Source organism: Shewanella seohaensis (assembly GCF_023283775.1).
Classification (GTDB): Bacteria; Pseudomonadota; Gammaproteobacteria; order Enterobacterales; family Shewanellaceae; genus Shewanella; species Shewanella seohaensis.
In genome coordinates, this window is sequence record NZ_JAKILE010000013.1 from 107,793 (window position 1) to 124,789 (window position 16,997).

At 49.7% G+C, this 16,997-nt stretch carries 20 protein-coding genes and 1 riboswitch; of the genes, 7 read left to right on the forward strand and 13 right to left on the reverse strand.

All coding sequences use genetic code 11. The features are described from left to right. The first annotated feature begins 100 nt into the window (after nt 1-100). From L2713_RS15325 to L2713_RS15335, 3 genes are read left to right on the forward strand one after another with little or no spacing between them, the layout of a single operon-like run. Nucleotides 101-814, forward strand: a complete 714-nt coding sequence (locus L2713_RS15325) for a CHAP domain-containing protein (RefSeq protein WP_248968467.1) — start codon at nt 101-103, stop codon at nt 812-814. 16 nt (nt 815-830) lie between these two features. Next, nucleotides 831-1,409, forward strand: a complete 579-nt coding sequence (locus L2713_RS15330) for a hypothetical protein (RefSeq protein WP_248968468.1) — start codon at nt 831-833, stop codon at nt 1,407-1,409. Between the two features lie 21 nt (nt 1,410-1,430). Then, complete coding sequence (locus tag L2713_RS15335; RefSeq protein ID WP_248968469.1) at nt 1,431-1,943, forward strand: M23 family metallopeptidase; 513 nt, start codon at nt 1,431-1,433, stop codon at nt 1,941-1,943. 12 nt (nt 1,944-1,955) lie between these two features. Here L2713_RS15335 and L2713_RS15340 read toward each other — a convergent pair whose 3' ends face one another. Beyond that, nucleotides 1,956-2,147 (reverse strand): DUF2986 domain-containing protein, encoded by a 192-nt coding sequence (locus tag L2713_RS15340; RefSeq protein ID WP_248968470.1) that lies wholly within the window; start codon nt 2,145-2,147, stop codon nt 1,956-1,958. A 304-nt stretch (nt 2,148-2,451) separates the two neighbouring features. On the opposite strand from L2713_RS15340, the gene L2713_RS15345 reads away from it, so the two are divergent. Further along, complete coding sequence (locus tag L2713_RS15345) at nt 2,452-4,623, forward strand: TonB-dependent receptor (protein ID WP_248968471.1); 2,172 nt, start codon at nt 2,452-2,454, stop codon at nt 4,621-4,623. A 65-nt stretch (nt 4,624-4,688) separates the two neighbouring features. On the opposite strand, the gene L2713_RS15350 is transcribed toward L2713_RS15345, so the two are convergent. Continuing rightward, complete coding sequence (locus tag L2713_RS15350; protein WP_011787651.1) at nt 4,689-4,856, reverse strand: YqaE/Pmp3 family membrane protein; 168 nt, start codon at nt 4,854-4,856, stop codon at nt 4,689-4,691. A gap of 157 nt (nt 4,857-5,013) precedes the next feature. Here L2713_RS15350 and L2713_RS15355 point away from each other — a divergent pair, with 157 nt between their 5' ends. After that, complete coding sequence (locus L2713_RS15355) at nt 5,014-6,189, forward strand: GGDEF domain-containing protein (protein ID WP_248968472.1); 1,176 nt, start codon at nt 5,014-5,016, stop codon at nt 6,187-6,189. On the opposite strand, the gene L2713_RS15360 is transcribed toward L2713_RS15355, so the two are convergent. Genes L2713_RS15360 through L2713_RS15375 form a run of 4 tightly spaced genes read right to left on the reverse strand, consistent with a single transcriptional unit; the run spans nt 6,186 to nt 9,456 of the window. Beyond that, on the reverse strand, nt 6,186-6,872 hold the full coding sequence (locus tag L2713_RS15360) for a TIGR01621 family pseudouridine synthase (RefSeq protein WP_248968473.1): 687 nt from the start codon (nt 6,870-6,872) through the stop codon (nt 6,186-6,188). The two genes, L2713_RS15355 and L2713_RS15360, sit on opposite strands and share 4 nt — an antisense overlap. 32 nt (nt 6,873-6,904) lie before the next feature. Further along, nucleotides 6,905-8,161, reverse strand: a complete 1,257-nt coding sequence (locus L2713_RS15365; protein ID WP_086903949.1) for a sensor histidine kinase — start codon at nt 8,159-8,161, stop codon at nt 6,905-6,907. Between the two features lie 49 nt (nt 8,162-8,210). Next, entirely contained in the window at nt 8,211-8,888 is a 678-nt protein-coding gene (locus L2713_RS15370; RefSeq protein ID WP_011621087.1) for a response regulator transcription factor, read from the reverse strand. Nucleotides 8,889-8,934: 46 nt separating this feature from the next. Then, nucleotides 8,935-9,456: a hypothetical protein gene (locus L2713_RS15375; protein WP_086903948.1), complete on the reverse strand. Its 522-nt coding sequence runs from the start codon at nt 9,454-9,456 to the stop codon at nt 8,935-8,937. Between the two features lie 408 nt (nt 9,457-9,864). Between L2713_RS15375 and L2713_RS15380 the strand changes: the two genes are divergently transcribed. Next, a complete protein-coding gene (locus L2713_RS15380) occupies nt 9,865-10,026 on the forward strand; it encodes a hypothetical protein (protein ID WP_248968474.1) in 162 nt (53 codons plus the stop codon). A gap of 1 nt (nt 10,027) precedes the next feature. Here the strand turns inward: L2713_RS15380 and L2713_RS15385 are convergent, their stop codons facing one another. From L2713_RS15385 to moaA, 7 genes are all read right to left on the reverse strand, one after another. Next, a complete protein-coding gene (locus L2713_RS15385) occupies nt 10,028-11,131 on the reverse strand; it encodes an ABC transporter ATP-binding protein (protein ID WP_248968475.1) in 1,104 nt (367 codons plus the stop codon). Continuing rightward, nucleotides 11,112-11,792 carry a molybdate ABC transporter permease subunit gene (gene modB / locus L2713_RS15390; RefSeq protein WP_011621084.1) on the reverse strand — a complete coding sequence of 227 codons (681 nt, stop codon included), beginning with the start codon at nt 11,790-11,792 and terminating at the stop codon, nt 11,112-11,114. Before modB ends, L2713_RS15385 begins: the two co-directional genes overlap by 20 nt. Before the next feature lie 8 nt (nt 11,793-11,800). Beyond that, a complete protein-coding gene (gene modA, locus L2713_RS15395; protein ID WP_248968476.1) occupies nt 11,801-12,604 on the reverse strand; it encodes a molybdate ABC transporter substrate-binding protein in 804 nt (267 codons plus the stop codon). 42 nt (nt 12,605-12,646) lie between these two features. Further along, nucleotides 12,647-13,114 carry a molybdopterin synthase catalytic subunit MoaE gene (moaE, locus tag L2713_RS15400; protein ID WP_023265973.1) on the reverse strand — a complete coding sequence of 156 codons (468 nt, stop codon included), beginning with the start codon at nt 13,112-13,114 and terminating at the stop codon, nt 12,647-12,649. Nucleotide 13,115: 1 nt separating this feature from the next. Then, nucleotides 13,116-13,367 (reverse strand): molybdopterin synthase sulfur carrier subunit, encoded by a 252-nt coding sequence (moaD, locus tag L2713_RS15405; RefSeq protein ID WP_011621081.1) that lies wholly within the window; start codon nt 13,365-13,367, stop codon nt 13,116-13,118. Nucleotides 13,368-13,386: 19 nt separating this feature from the next. Then, a complete protein-coding gene (moaC, locus tag L2713_RS15410; protein ID WP_248968477.1) occupies nt 13,387-13,866 on the reverse strand; it encodes a cyclic pyranopterin monophosphate synthase MoaC in 480 nt (159 codons plus the stop codon). A gap of 112 nt (nt 13,867-13,978) precedes the next feature. Further along, on the reverse strand, nt 13,979-14,959 hold the full coding sequence (gene moaA / locus L2713_RS15415) for a GTP 3',8-cyclase MoaA (protein ID WP_248968478.1): 981 nt from the start codon (nt 14,957-14,959) through the stop codon (nt 13,979-13,981). Continuing rightward, nucleotides 14,947-15,080: riboswitch (molybdenum cofactor riboswitch) on the reverse strand. It overlaps the preceding gene by 13 nt. Before the next feature lie 252 nt (nt 15,081-15,332). Here moaA and L2713_RS15420 point away from each other — a divergent pair. Further along, the gene (locus tag L2713_RS15420) at nt 15,333-16,982 is read left to right on the forward strand and encodes an electron transfer flavoprotein-ubiquinone oxidoreductase (protein WP_011715511.1); all 1,650 of its coding nucleotides are present in this window, start codon (nt 15,333-15,335) and stop codon (nt 16,980-16,982) included. Nucleotides 16,983-16,997 lie beyond the last annotated feature (15 nt).

The window sequence follows — 16,997 nt, forward strand, 5'->3', positions numbered from 1 at the left end:
CAAGCAGTCAGTACGCCTAGACGTTTTTAGCGACATAAGCATACAATCCGACCTTGTATCCTGCTGAATCAATTTATCTTTTGAGAATGTCGTACTAAAGATGGTGAAAGGTTTTCGTTTATTGATACTCGCAGCGAGCCTAATCTGCGGCCTTGGTTATCTCGGCTACCACGGTCTAACTCGTTATAACTTAAATACGGACTATCAAGTGGGTGATGTGCTCGACTCACTCAATGGCGTCGATATTTATTATAACGGCGGCGTCAACACTAACGAGGGGCGCAACCTCTCCCTCGACGGCTATAACCTGGGTATCAAATACCAATGCGTAGAGTTCGTTAAACGTTACTTTTACCTGCGTTATCAGCACAAAATGCCCGACAGTTTCGGTCATGCCAAAGACTTCTTCAATGACCTGTTGCCCGATGCGAGCTGGAATGAAAAACGCGCCCTACGGCAATATACCAATGGCAGCCAAAGCAAACCTATGGCTGACGACTTACTGGTATTCGCGCCATGGATGTTTAATCCCTACGGCCATGTCGCGATTGTCGCCAGCGTCACTGAGACCAGTATCGAAATTGCCCAGCAAAACCCCGGGCCTTTTGCGCCGTCACGGGAGGTTTTCCCCTTAGTGCAACGTGAAGGCCTGTGGTATATCGATGCCCCGCTCACTAAGGGTTGGCTACGCTGGGAAGCTCCTGCGACCATGATTGTGGCGGGAGAGGTTGAGGAGAGCGTAGGGGAGAGTGTTGAAGGAAGTACTGAGGGAAATACCCAAGCAAACCAACAAGCGACTCCACTTAAACGCTAAGGTTAGGAGAACAAAAATGGGACTACTCGACTGGCTAAAACGACACCTCGGCCCTAAGGCGAATACAGACTCACAGACTGCGGATCTCCGAGCGATTTTTAATGAGCCCTTACCTCACCTGCTTTTGCCCAGCCATCAAGTTTATCCCATCGTCACCCCCGCGATGCAGCCCGATCTCGCCGCCTATCAAATACATTGTTTGTTGAGTAACCAAGATAAACAACGACTCGATGCCCTGCTCGCCGAGATGGCATTCGCGCCTGTTGTTGAAAAGGATGCAGCATCGAGTAAGCTGTTGCACCATGCCCAAGAACCAAGCCATGTTTTTCTACATCAATATGCTGATTTTGCAGGAGTCTGCGTGCTACTCATCAGCAATGATATCGCGCTGCTGCAACGACTAATCGGCTTTAAGGCCGCGCCACCAGCACCGTGGGAAAGCTTTCCTCATGTCGATCCTGATACACTCGGTAGTTTGCAGGGCAATATTGAGTTTTGGTGCGATACGTTTTGGCGGCCTTACTGGTTATCACTCAGTGAGGCCGAGCGCAGTCAGTACCCCGCGAATTGGCATGAATTCAGTGAGTTCCACTAGCAGCGTTATACGGAGGTCAAAATGAAGCTCAAATTTATCACGCTCGCCATGCTGCTTTTTATTCTTGCAGGATGCCTAGTGCCAGAACAGCCCATCATCCCAGTCAAAGGCGCCAGCAATAAGGATTGGAATAGCCAAACCTTTTGGTATGAACCCTGGGGCAGCTCAGGCACCCACAAAGGAATTGATATATTTGCCTCGGCCAATACGCCCGTAATCGCACCAACGCCGTTGTTACTTCTGTATAAAGGGGAGTTTTTTAAGGGTGGCAAGGTGGTGGTAGGACTTGGCCCAAAATGGCAAATCCACTATTTTGCCCACCTCGATAGCCTTAACGCATCGACAGGGTTATTTGCGGGACGCGGGGATGTGCTAGGTACTGTCGGCACAACGGGGAACGCCCAAGGCAAACCGCCCCATTTGCACTATTCCATTTTAAGCATGCTACCCAGACCTTGGTTAATCGACACTTCAACCCAAGGATATAAAAAGGCGTTTTACTTAAATCCAATCGACTATTTAGACCCTAAGTAAAAGGTTGGTCGGTTAAGCATTCCCGTTGGCAATGAGCTCAGCGGGTTGTTCAACGGGTTGAGTCACCTCGGTTTCCGCCGCGATGGTCTGCGCCGCCCGCTCGGCTTTAGAAACGTATTTAGGCTTATTGCTGCTATGCAACTTGGCATTGGCTTTTTTCGCCTTCTGTTTAAGCGTTTGGTTAATCTTCTTTTTACGGTTCATATCGGCACCAAGGCGAGAAAAAGGTCGCCATTATATTCTTCCTTCGACTCGGCAACAAATCGGCGGTTCAGCCTACGTGCAAACCCTTAATCTAAATGCACCTATATTGATAACCGAGTCACAAGTTCAAGAAAGTGCCACTTTTTCCACGCATTTTATTTACAACTCGACTAGACAAGCCCAATTCACTTCCTTAAAATCAGCGGCAATAAAAATCGTTATCATTTGCAATGTTGTTTAACGGAATAGTCTGATGCCAAGGATATCGGTGTAGCAAATTCACTCGCCCTTAGCAGGAAGTTATATGACGTTCAAAACCTCGTTTGTTGCCCTCGCCGTATTTGCCGCCCTCACCCAATCCGCAGTGGCTCAAGAAGCCCCAGATACGGGAACGAATAAGAATAAAGACATCGAAAAAATCACTGTCACCGCGAGCCGCATGGATAAATCGCCAAGCTCCATTCCCAATACAGTGACCATTATCGACCGCGTGCAACTCGAAGAGCAGTTCCGCACCACTAAAGATTTATCGACCATTATCGGCAACTTAGCACCTAGCTTTTCACCCAGCCGCCAGAAGATGAGCAACACGGGCGAAACCCTGCGTGGCCGTCCGCCATTAATAATGATCGATGGAGTCCCCCAATCCAACCCACTGCGTAGTGGTGGTCGTTCGGGACAAACTATCGACCCTGCGATGATCGAGCGTATTGAAATTATCCACGGCGCCAATGCGATGCACGGCTTAGGCGCACAGGGCGGTATCATCAACTACATCACCAAAAAACCAACGGGTGATAACCAACACGTCGTCAGTTTCGATGTTACTGTGCCCGACTCGCTCAAATCGAATGGTGTGAGTTTTGGTGCCAGCTATGCGTTTTCGGGCGAATCCGAGCTGATCGATATGTTGGGCTCGGTGAGCTATCGCAATAACGGCGTGTACTACGATGCAAACCACGATGTGATTGGCGTGGACACGACTCAAGGCGAGTCCATGGACAGCCAGAGCAAAGACTTCTTTATCAAACTCGGCCATAACTTTGCCGAGTCGCGCTTAGAGCTGATGGTTAACCATTACAACATGGAGAACAATGGCGATTGGATGCCAGTGAAAGGCGATATCACCACTGGCAAACCAACGGGCGCAATCGAAGAAAAACAACCTTGGGAAGCGGCCAACAACCAAGTCACGACGACTAGCCTCACTTACACTCACGAGAATATTGCTGGTCAACAGCTGAGTATTCAGTTGTTTAATCAAGATTTTGAGGCCGTGTATGGCGGTGGCTGTAACAAGACGTTCTACGATCCTGCATTTGCCAATAACGACAACCTAGTACAATGCGAAGGCCCTAAAGGCGAGAGTTGGTACTATGAGCAATCGCGTAACTCTTCGGTCAAATGGGGATTAAAGACCTCGTTAATTGCCAAAAATATTGCCGATACGGGTATCGACGCCGCCTATGGTATCGACCTGTTCCGCGATACCACAGAGCAAGATTTAGTACAGACGGGCCTGTCGTGGGTGCCTGAAAGCACCTATGACAACTTCGCGCCCTATTTGCAGTTAGATTATGATTTAATTACCGATCTAACCCTATCGACCGGCGTACGCTACGAGCACGCTAAGCTCAATGTCGATGACTACAAGACGCTCTACGGCGCGGGAAATAAACAAATTGAAGGGGGCGAAGCGAGTTTCGACGAGACCCTATTCAACATAGGTGTATCCTACAAGATCACTCCAGATATCCGCGTTTACACTAGCTATAACCAAGGCTTTGGTATGCCGGATATCGGCCGCATTCTGCGCGACGGTAACAGCTTCCCTGGAGCGAACCCAAGTATCAGCGACTCTCTATCCCTTGCACCAATTGTGACGGATAACGTGGAGTTTGGCGCCGATTACCAAGGTGAATTCTTGAGCGCTAAGATTGCCTACTACCGTTCGGCCACCGATTACGGCGCCCGTTTAGCCTTAAACAGTGACGGTTTCTACGACGTTAAACGTGAGAAGAGCGTGATTGACGGTATCGAAGCCAATATCACCGCCTACCTGACCAGCAACGACGATCTGGGCATGAATTTAGCGATTCAGCGCGGTGAATATGATTCGAATGATGACAACAAAACGGATACCGATCTCGATGGTGCCAACATTTCACCGAATCGTATCAACCTGTTCTGGACCCATAATTTCGATAACGAAATGTCGACGCGCGTACAGGCAAACTACTTTATGGACCGTGATTTCGAAGATGCCACAGGCGAGAAATATGCCGAGTTTAATGGCTACACCACTGTCGATGCGTCATTCTCAATGCCGCTCTACACTGGCACCTTAACCTTAGGCGTACAAAACCTGTTTAATAAGGATTATTTCAACTACTACTCACAAACTATGGGTACTAATGATCGTTATTTCAAAGGCATGGGTCGCACCGCAACACTCGGTTATACAGTGGCTTTCTAATTAGCACACCCAATTTACCGTATAAAAAAGCGCAACCTTGGTTGCGCTTTTTTATTGAGGATTTACTAATCTTTCGTCACCACCCAGAGTGCATGTAACAAACCGGGGAACCAGAAAAATAAACACAATACTATGTTGATTAATAAGTCCTTGCCCGCACCCGCCTTTAAAAATACCGCGACTGGAGGTAATAGAATCGCAATGATGACTAAGAGTAATTTGTTTGTATCCATAGCAGGCTGTCCTTAATTGACCATATCTTTAACTAACTTCGCAGTTAGTGTGCAGGTTTGCAACTTTTTCATCGTCCACAGTTTTGTTTGAGTCGTATATACGTCCGCACAAACTGAAAAAGCCATCTATAGTTAAAGGAAAAAATGAACCCTAACCATGGATCCTCAAGCCCTTTTACTGATTAAGTTTATCTGCCTGCTCACGGGCACCGCCGCTATTGCTTGGGGATTAATCGCTCAACCGTTAAAAATCGCCACCCTAGCCAGCATGCGGTTTTCCCTCGCCAACCTTTTTGTGCTGTTTGGCATCATACTCAATACCCAACGGACAGAATCAAACAGTTATCTCTATTGGTTTTGCTCCGATATCATCATCTTGTTGGGATTTATCATGCTGCGTTGGGGGACCCAGTATCTCTTTCGCTTGAAGCACAGCACTAAGTTCGATCTAACCATTCTTACTATCACCGCAGTATTGATGTTAACGGTTCCCCCGAGCTCACACTCAGAGCCAGTGCTGGCCATGCTGTTTTCTGCCAATGCAGCCCTTACCTTTGTGATGCTGACTCGAGATAACTTTATTGCTATCAAGCCAGATGCTGGCAGCAAAGTCGCCACGGCAATGGTGCTGCCATTAGTCGCCATGGTCATTATCTTCACTCTTCGCTTCTTAATTGCCCTGCTTTCATCAAACGAAAACCATGTCTTTATCGCCATCTATCGCGAGGAGGCAACACCCGTGCTGTGGTTTTATGTTGTCCTCGCCCTTATCATCAACATAGTAATGATTGGCAATGCGATAACACGCCTTGTCAGCAAAATCAGAGTATTAGCCGAGCGAGACCAACTGACTGGGCTATGGAATCGGCGGGCGATGCAAAAGCGGCTTACGGTTATCCATCAACGCTGGCAAAAAAATGCTGAGCCCTACAGCCTGATACTGCTCGATCTCGATCATTTCAAACAAATCAACGATCAATATGGCCACGCCGTAGGCGATCTTGCCCTACTTACGGCTGCAAGACTATTTAGCACTGTATTGAGGGAACATGACGTCCTATGCCGCCAAGGTGGAGAAGAATTTCTGGTATTACTGCCCGCCACCAGCGCGTCCGCCGCCAGAACCGTCGCAGATAAGTTACATAGGGTGTTGAGGGAAAATCCGCTGCAATGCCAAGGGCAGGAGATCCAACTCTATGCCAGCATTGGTTACGCCACCATTTACCGAGGCTGTGAGCCAGACAAACTCTTAATCGAAGCCGACCATGCCATGTATCGCGCCAAATCAGAGGGGCGAGACAGGATCTGCCAAGCCCTAACACCACAAGCCTAACGTTCGGGCCAGTCTAGTGACTCAGGGGCTTGCCACTGTTTAAGCGCCTCAGTCACACCCTGCATACTAAAGACCTCGCCCCGCTCGGGCATATCGAGATACGCATAATCCTGCCAGTGACCATCCTCATGTTGGTAACGAAAATGCAGACAATAGGCGTGCAGATAACAGCGGTCGGCGACATCCGAGCCATAGAGGGCATCGCCTAAAATCGGTACCCCAAGGCTTGCAAGCGCGACTCTTAACTGGTGGGTTTTCCCCGAGTGGGGTTTGAGTAAGTAAAGCCTAAGCCCTTCGCCAACACTGGTGGAGAAGAATTGGGTTATTGCGGGATTTTCTTTGGTTCGCAGCAACTTAAACATGCTGCGGCGGGATTTAGCCATATCGCCAATCACCCAGCCTTGCTTCTTCTTCGGCTTGCCTTTGGCGAGCGCAAGATAGTATTTCTGTACTTGATGGGCGCTAAAAAGCTCAGTTAACTGCCGCGCCGCCGCAGGATGTTTGGCTAACAGTAACAGCCCTGAGGTCGGCGTATCGAGCCGATGCACGGCAAAGAGTTTTATTCCTAAATCCTGCTCCAGCTGCGCAACGACACCCGCAGTGCCATCTTGGCTGTGAAAATGCACATTCGGCGATTTAGAAATAACAAGAAAATCAGCCTCGTCGGCTATGATTCGGTACATGGGGTTCTCAACACTGTCACGCGGATATTGGCCTAAAACTGAATGGTCACCACTAGGCCTGGATGATTATCCGAAAGAGTAATTTGCGCATTGTGCCGCGACATGATCGCTTTGACCATAGATAATCCTAAACCCGTGCCCTGCAAATGGCGGCTGGGGTCGAGACGCACTAATCGCTCAAACACCCTTTCCTTGCTGTCATCGGGGATCCCTGGGCCGTTATCGCAAATCTTAATTTGGGCGCCGGATTGAATAATATCGATGCGAGCGCCTTGGCCTGAGTACTTCATCGCATTGTCGACCAAGTTATATAAGGCTTGGAACAACAAATACTTGTCACCATAAATCTTATGGTCTGATAAGAGCGATAGACTCAAGGTTTGCTCATTCGACTCGGCGACTGCGTCGGCCATGTCCAACAAATCGGTACATAGCTGCGCCAAACTCAGTTCCTGCAAGTCTAAGGTTTGCTGTCCTTCCTCGATGCGTGTTAGCGAGAGCATGGCATCGAAGGTCGCAAGACAGTGATCGAGCTCTTCGGTCAAAATCGCGCAACCTTCGCTAATTTCATCGGGGGATTTGGCCGCTAATTCCTCGAGACCGATGCGAATATGGGATAGGGGCGTACGCAAATCGTGGGCAATGTTATCTGTCACCCCGCGCACCGCCATCAGGTTATTCTCAAGAATATCCAGCACGTTATTAAACTGCAGCGCCAGCATATCGAACTCGTCCTGACGCCAACTGAGCGGCAGACGCGTATCGTAATGCCCCCGCTCAATTTGCTCGCTCAAGCGGTTGTACTGCACTAAGCGGCGCAAAATAGCCTTAGAAAACAAATAGCCCAACGCTAAGGTTAACACTATGGTCAACATCACGGCCGTGGCCGCCGCACTGATAAATTTATCAATCAAGGTGGCTAAGTTATCGGTACGGGTGGCAATGAGCACAGGGCCATAGCGGGTCATCACTAGGCCACCAGTGAGGATATGCAGCTTATCAGGGCCGCCAGTTAAAATGGGGAAATCCCGAGTTTGCGGCAGCATGGGCATGCCTTCTGGCATAAAGCTTAAGGCACCAACCATGTCATAACTGTTGCGCCAAGCGATGAGCGCCGTCTGCGGATCGGCGGCACGGATTTGCGCCGCAAAACTACGACGGTCCACAGTAAGAGCAAGCTGCTGATAGCGTTGGGTTTCTGACTCGAGATACTGAGTCACTTGGTACTGCTGTTCGATAATGAGCTGCCGATAAAGGGCAAACAGCAAAGCGCCTATGATCACAGTCACTAAGGTCGAGAAGATAATAGTGATGCGCCAGGCGCTGCTTTGGTAAGGCTTAATGCCTTTGGCGTAAGCGATAACCCGCTCCCCTTACGGTTTCGATCAATTCACCGTGGCCTAACTCTTCAAACTTACGGCGTAACTTGGCGATATGCACGTCGATCACATTAGTACGGGGATCGAAGTGATAATCCCATACTGCTTCGAATAATAGCGTGCGACTAATTACCTGATTGGCGTGTTCCATCAGATACTTAAGCAGTTGGAATTCTTTCGGTTGCAGCATTAAATCGTGACCATCTAAAGTCACATTGCGGGTGAGCAGCTCCATTTTTAAGCCGCCGACCACTAAATCTGTAGTAATAGGGACGGATTGACCCCGTTGCATCAACTTTTCGGCACGCACGAGCAGCTCCGAAAAGGCAAAGGGCTTAGTCATATAATCATCGCCACCCGCACGCAGGCCTTTCACTCTTTCATCCACATGGGCCAGCGCCGACAGGATAAGCACTGGGGTTTGATTGCCCGTAGCTCTGAGGGCGGCCAGCAGTTTCAAACCATCGAGTTGGGGCAACATGCGGTCGAGAATCAAGAGGTCGTACTGACCACTCGTGGCTTGCAGCAGGCCTTGATGACCATCGCTGGCGGTCTCAATATTATGCCCCTGCTCAAGAAATCCTTTAACGATGTAGTCGATCGTTGTCGCATCATCTTCAACTAAAAGTATTTTCATCTGTATGCTGCGCTCCCCTGTCTTCACTTAGCGGTGATGCTCAGTGCTAATCCCACTTAAGTAAAGGTAGTTGCCGTAAATTTTCAATATCGAATGCCAATTTATACTTACCAGTATCATCCAGCAACTTTAACTCTAAGTAACTGATACCTAAGTCATGATCTAACTTTGCGTCGGTCAAAAAGGCCTTATGGTCCTTAGTCGCCATCGCAATAATGCCGGAGAAAGTTTGATGTTTAGTGCTGATAAGGCGCGCGGCTTCCACTTCACCAACATCGTCGGCAGTGACTTTGCCCGCTTTTTGTTTCAATAACTTACCATCTCGCGCCCGATATTCGAAACGGGTAATCGCATTCGCCAGCGGATTAATCAACTCAAACTGGTAGACCAATTCGCCTTCCTGCATTTCCATTTCAAACTCGGCAATCACGCCAGGAAAATCCTTCTCAATTTGCTGCATCACACTTAACGGCGGCTGATACTCACCACTCGAAAGCATCGAATACATGCTCTGGGCTGCGGTGGCAATCCCAGATACCAACATGAATCCTAGCAACCATAGTCTCATGGCTCCTCCATAAAAATCGGCTAAGTTTGTATCTTATGAGACAATCAGTTAGATGTCGATGGCATGCCAAAACCCCATCGTTTTTATCCCTGTTTGCCCATGATGGCGCCTAGTTCATCACCCATGTGGATTGCTCAATCCGATTGATTCAGGCTCGGCAAGCACTGACGAATGTATTGAGTTTACCTAATACCTACTGAAACACCGATGGAAACAAGATTAAGCTTTGATCATCTAGGGATTTTGCAGCATGACCTTTACCGTAAAAAACCATCATTTAGCCATTTAAAATCACACTAATGAATTTCAGCAGGTATTTTAGTGCATCTGTGTCGTCAAAAAGTACGATTGGCAATGCAATCCAGTTGTTCTAGAGTCAACTAAAAGGCCATTTGAATCGGAGTGCATATGAAACTAATTACACGCTGGATTAGCTTAAGCTTGCTACTGGTAGCAGCATTAAGCGCTTACGCCTATGGCAATGCTACCAGTGCAATTACGTTCATATTATTTGGCATGCTGCTGGAAGGAGCATTTTGGATTGGATTGCTAGGTAAGAAACGTCATTAACTTACTCTAAAATATGAATTTGTTCAGATTTTAGCGCAACCGTGGTTTGCATCCCTTTGGTTAAACCAAGCTTTTGTGCAAGATGGAGCGACACTTCCGTATTAAGTTGCAACTCAGTCCCGGTGGCATAACAGACCACGCGCACCGACTCGCCCATCACCAGCAAGGAGTCGATGGTGACATCTAACTTATTAAAACTGCGGCATAAACGTCCATTTGAGATGGCGTTAAATCTGATGCCTTGATTCGGGATCACCCAACGCACTTTACTGCCCACGCTGCGGTCTTTGCCAAAATCACTGGCGATCAGCTGCTCGCCAAATTTGAGCCAAGTAATGTCCTTAGTACGGTCTTGGAACACTACTTCGCCATCGAAAATATTTCTTAAGCCCATCTGCCGCGCAACCGCCTCGTTACGTGGACGCGATAACACCTCAAACGGCGCGCCCTGCTGCAACATCTGACCTTGGCTAATCAAGATCATCGAATCGGCCAGCAGCAGCGCTTCGTTTAAATCATGGGTCACCATAATGACGGGGCAAAGCAGTTGCTCTTTGAGGCGAGCAAGTTCGAGGTATAAACGCTCGCGGGTTTCTCTGTCCACTGCCGAAAAGGGCTCATCGAGTAACAACACCGACGGTTCTCGGGCAAGGGCGCGAGCAAGCGCAACCCGCTGGCGTTGACCGCCGGAGAGATGCATAGGCAGTCTATCGGGCAATCCATGCAAATTGACCCGTTCTAACCAGTCCTTCGCCCTCGCAATTCGCTCCGATTTGGGAATATGGTCAAGCCCTGCAACCACGTTCTCGAGCGCGGTAAGATTGGGAAATAGCCCAAAATGCTGTGGCATATAGCCGATATGGCGCTGCTGTGGCGTCAGTGCGGTGCGACTTTGATGGTCGAACCATGGCGTTTCACCAAACACAATACTGCCCGCATCGGGATGATTCAGCCCTGCGATCATCCGCAGTAACGTTGTCTTACCGCCCCCCGAAGGCCCGACGACAGCCAACACCTCACCCGCCTTACAGCTAAATTCGGCGCTCAGTTTAATATGCTTTTGGTTTTGGATCTGGCAATGCAGATCAGCGATGATTTGCGCCACGCTGACCTCCTAAACGCCGCGATAGACTGGTGGTGAGGGCCAATGCCGTAATCGCAAATAACAGCAATACCAGAGACATAGTACCTGCAGCACCAAAATCAAAGGCCTGAACACTGTCGTAGATGGAAATCGAGATAGTCTTGGTCTCGCCGGCGATATTTCCGCCCATCATCAACACGACCCCAAACTCACCGAGTACATGGGAGAAACACAACACTAAGGCGGTCAGCACCCCAGGCCACACCATAGGCAATTCAATTTTCAGCAGAATTTTAAGTTTGCTCATGCCGCAACAGGCAGCAGCATCGCGCACATCGTGGGGAACCGCCTCAAAGGCTCGTTGTATCGGTTGCAGCGCAAAGGGAATATTCACCAGCACGGATGCCAGCACTAACCCCGAGAAATGAAACACTAACTGCTGCCCTGTTAGGCGCTCTAACCATTGTCCTAACCAGCTTTGGCTACCAAGCCCCACCAGCAAGTAATACCCAATCACAGTCGGCGGTAAGACTAAGGGCACCATGATTAAGGCCTCAACCCAGGACTTACCCACAAACTGACGATAGGCTAAGGCTCGCCCCGCTAGAATCGCCAGCGGGATTAACACCAATACTGTGATGCTACTGAGCTTGACCGATAACCAGAGTGCCTGCCAATCCATGTCTGACCTTACCGAACGGGTAGACCAAATCCGTATTGCAGGAATACGGCTCTGGCGGCATCTGATTGAAGATATTGATAAAAACGCTCTGCGGTTGCTCCCGCTTTTGGCATCAACGCCATGCGTTGATTGAGTGGACCATGCAATTCTTCGGGCAAGGCAATCGCCTGACCTAAGGCCTTAAACTGTGGCGCTAAGGCAAGGGATAACGGAATAATACCGCCTTGGGTGGAGCCACTCACGGCAAATTGCGCCGCTTGGGAGGCATTTTCGCCCAAGATTAACTTAGTTTGTAGGCCGTCCCACAAACCTAATTTTTGTAGGAGTTCGCGGGCACGCTCCCCATAGGGCGCATGTTCAGGGTTGGCAATCGCAAAGCGCTCCAACTTGCCTGCGGCGAGCAAGTTTTTTACGCCGTTCAGCTCGGCATCTAAGGTTAAGGGAGACTTATTTGGGGCCACTAAGGCTAGGCGACCGACCGCGTATTGCACGCCAGCATCGCGAGTAAAGCCAGCTTTTTGCAGCTCATGGATATAACGCTCATCGGCGCTGAGCAAGAGTTCAAACGGCGCACCATGTTGAATTTGCGCCACAAAATTACCCGATGAACCGTAGGATACTCGCACCTTAAGCCCGGTTTCGGCGCTGAAGTTTTTAACAATATCATCGAGGGCAAACTTGATATTGGCGGCGGCCGCAATCGCAGGCACAGTCTCGGCGCGGCTAATGGCAGGCATCAAGGCGACACAGCACGACAAGCCGAGAGCAAATACTAGGCTCCAGATTTTGCCTAACCCTGTCACACTGTGCATAAACTCACCCTCACTCTCGCCTACTACTGACTCAGTCTTACGCTAGTCTTTGTGTTGCCACAATTGCGCCGCTTGCTCATCGGCGTCCTTGGCTTCGACCCAATTCTTGCCCTTATCCCCGGCTTCTAATTTCCAGAAAGGGGCTTTGGTTTTCAAAAAGTCGATTAAGAATTCGCAGGCCGCAAAGGCCGCCTTGCGATGGGCACTGGTGACGCCAATAAACACAATTTGCTCACCCAGCGCCATAGTACCGACACGGTGGATAACCGTAACTTTATTGAGCGGCCAACGCTCACGCGCTTCGGCCACGATTTGCTCGAGCACACGCTCCGTCATACCGGGATAGTGCTCTAAAGTCAGGTCCGTCACCACTGAACCGTCGTTAAAGTCGCGCACCTTGCCCACAAAGGTGACAACGGCGCCATCGCTATTGTCTTGGGCTAATTGGTGGTACTCATCGGCCACATTAAAATCGACGGTTTGCACCCGCACATTTGGCAATAAACGCATATCAACCTCCGGTCACAGGCGGGAAGAAGGCGACTTCATCACCATCGCTCACTCGGGTATCCCACTGGCTGATGGTTTGGTTCACCGCCACCAGCAATTTGTCCGAGGCTAACACTTTGGCCCATTTATCGTCGGTGGCCGCGAGTGTTGCGCGTAATCCTTCTGCAGTTTGTGTCTGCTCACTCGCTTCAACACTCAGCTGGGCAGTTCCTAAAAGCTCACGAACTTGGGCAAAAAACAACACGTTAATCATATTCTTATCTCGCTTTACGTTATTCAGCTTTAAAGTGTCCCGACTTGCCACCGCGTTTTTCGAGCAGGCGCACCTGTGAAATCACCATGTCTTTCTGCACGGCTTTGCACATGTCGTAAATCGTCAGCGCTGCGACAGAGGCCGCCGTGAGCGCCTCCATTTCGACACCGGTTTTACCTGATAATTTACACCGGCTAGTGATGCGCACGCGATTATGTTCAGGCTGAGCCTCGAGCTCGACTTCGACCTTAGTTAGCATTAGTGGATGACATAACGGAATTAAATCTGAAGTCTTTTTCGCCGCTTGGATCCCCGCGATACGCGCGGTGGCGAACACATCGCCCTTATGGTGGCTGCCGCTCATGATCATCTCGAGGGTCGTGCTCGCCATCTCGATAAAGGCTTCGGCACGGGCCTCGCGCTCGGTCACGGCTTTCTCGGTCACATCGACCATATGGGCATTGCCGTCGGCGTTAATATGGGTAAATACATTGCTCATTGAAGCGATCCTTTAAACTGATGCCAAATTCAAGCATAGGGAAGTTAAGCGCCATCGCGAAATCTAACCTAATGAAAGATAACGCGATAAGCAGACTAAGACCTAAGTTAGATTAACCGCCAATCGAGGCCAGATGTTGCGTCACGCCAGTAATGCCCTGATGCAGATAATGGGTTTCCTTCTTCTGCGCCAGTTGACCGTGTAACCGCTCGATTAATTCCGCTTGTTGACTCGGGTGTTGCAGTAGATCACGCAAATCGATGCCAGACTCGGTAAAGAGGCATAAGTGCAACTTACCCTTGGCCGAGACCCGCAAGCGATTACAGCTCGCGCAGAAGTTAGTGGCGTAGGGCATGATCAAGCCGATACGGCCCTTAAAGTCACTGTGGCTGAAGTTTTGCGCAGGGCCATCGTCGGCGCGAGGCGTATCCAATTGCCAGCCCTCAGCTTGCAGCTGCGCTTTGATATCGGCACCCGCCAAATGGTGAGCTTGGAAATACTCGCGGCCAAGGCCTGTTTCCATCAGCTCAATAAAACGCAGGTCGATGGGCGTGTGCTTAATCCAATTCAAAAAGCGCGGTAAATCTTTATCGTTCATACCCTTGAGCAATACCGCATTGACCTTCACGCGCTCAAAACCCGCGGATAAGGCGGCATCGATACCACGCATCACCTCGTCGAACTTATTTTCGCCAGTGATCTGGTAAAACATCTTAGGATCAAAGCTGTCTACCGACACATTGATACGGCGAAGCCCTGCGTCGAACCACTCTTGGGCATGCTTCTCGAGCCTATACCCATTAGTGGTAGTAGCTACGGTATGAATACGAGGGTTGTCGGCGACTACTCGAATGATATCGGTAAAATCTTTACGCAGCGTGGGTTCGCCGCCAGTGATACGGATTTTTTGAGTGCCAACCTGGCTAAATGCGGACACAAGGTTTTCTATCTCACTGAGAGATAAAAACTGTTGTTTGCCATTCGGATGATAACCATCCGGGAGGCAATAACTGCATTTGAAGTTACAAACGTCAGTGACTGACATTCGTAAGTAATGAAATTTACGACCAAAATTGTCTTGTAATTGAGACATGATCACCTTTCCAAGTGTGGGAGGCGAGTGCATTTCTTTACTCACCCCAGTGGCCTTATTGCCACGGCTACACCCCCATATCTGTTGACTTAGGTAGGCAAGCTCGGAGAACCGTCAACCGTGATTATAAGCCGAAAGTATTGCCTAGCTATACCCCCAAACAGGTATTTCTTGATCCGCTTCAAGTGGGCGTGAACAATCTGTGACAGCGCTCACCCAAAGATTTGTCATTATTTAGACTAAACAGCCCGCTTAGCCCCTGTGCCCTGCGGTGATTTTGAGGTAAGGTGGACATCAGCAATAAAACGCCCGTTTACAAACAAACTACAACACCCGGTAAAAATCGGGGATATGCGAAGGAAGAGGTGAACTGATGGAACGCGAATCAATGGAATTCGATGTTGTTATCGTCGGCGCAGGCCCAGCTGGCTTGGCCACTGCGTGTCGGTTGATGCAGATATCACAGAGTTCAGGCAAAGAAATTACCGTCTGCGTGGTAGAGAAAGGCTCCGAAGTGGGCGCGCACATTCTATCTGGCGCCGTATTCGAACCACGAGTGTTAGATGAGCTATTCAGCGACTGGCGCGATTCAGGCGCTCCCGTCACCACAGCCGTGACCCACGATGAAATCTATCTACTCAATTCCGCCACCGACAGCAAGCTGATGCCCAATGCGTTTGTGCCTAAAACCATGCACAACGAAGGCAACTATATTGTCAGCGTAGGTAACCTCTGCCGTTGGCTCGCGACCCGCGCCGAAGCGCTCGGCGTAGAAATCTTCCCTGGTTTTGCTGCCAGCGAATTACTCTTCAATGAAGATAACAGCGTGAAAGGCATCCTGATTGGTGACATGGGCGTCGGTGCCGACGGCCAGCCGAAGGACAGCTTTATGCCCGGCATGGAATTACACGCCAAATATACCGTGTTCTCAGAAGGTTGCCGTGGTCACTTAGGCAAACAGCTGATCGCGAAATACCACTTAGATAATGGCAAGACACCACAGCATTACGGCCTTGGCTTTAAAGAAATCTGGAAAGTCCCCGCCGAACAACACGAGCAAGGGAAAGTGGTGCACACAGGTGGTTGGCCATTAACCGATGGCGCATCGGGTGGCGGCTTCCTCTACCATATGGAAGACAACCAAATTGCCGTGGGGTTGATTATCGACCTCAACTACAAGAACCCACACTTAAGCCCGTTCGATGAGTTCCAACGTTATAAGACTCACCCAGTTATCGCCAAATACTTAACCGGCGGCGAGCGTTTGACCTATGGGGCTCGCGCAATCACTAAGGGTGGCCTGAACTCACTGCCGAAGATGAGTTTCCCCGGCGGCCTGCTGATTGGTTGCGATGCAGGTACCTTAAACTTTGCCAAGATCAAAGGCACCCACACCGCCATGAAGAGCGGTATTGTCGCGGCCGAAACCTTAGCCAAAGCGATGCTGGCCGAGGTCGAAGGCGGTAAAGATCTGGATTGTTTCCAAACCCATCTGGAAGAAAGCTGGTTACACGAAGAGTTATATAAGTCGCGCAACTTTGGCCCAGCAATGCACAAGTTTGGCACTTTCCTCGGCGGCGCATTTAACTACATAGATCAAAACTGGTTCGGCGGTAAGTTCCCTATCACCCTGCGTGATGAGCACCCAGACTATGCCCAAATGGCCCCAGTCAGCGCCTACAGCAAGATTGATTATCCCAAGCCCGATGGCAAACTCAGCTTCGATAAGCTCTCTTCAGTCTATCTGTCGAGCACTTATCATGAGGAAGACCAGCCTTGCCATCTGCGCTTAAAAGACAACAGCATCCCGCTCGGGATAAACCTGACGCAATTTAACGAGCCAGCTCAGCGTTACTGCCCTGCCGGCGTATACGAAATCGTTGAAGAAGCTGGTCAGCCTAAGTTTGTGATCAATGCGCAAAACTGCATCCACTGCAAAACCTGCGACATTAAAGACCCGAGCCAAAATATTACTTGGGTGACGCCAGAGGGCGGCGGTGGTCCAAACTACCCAAATATGTAACTCAACCGGAATAAG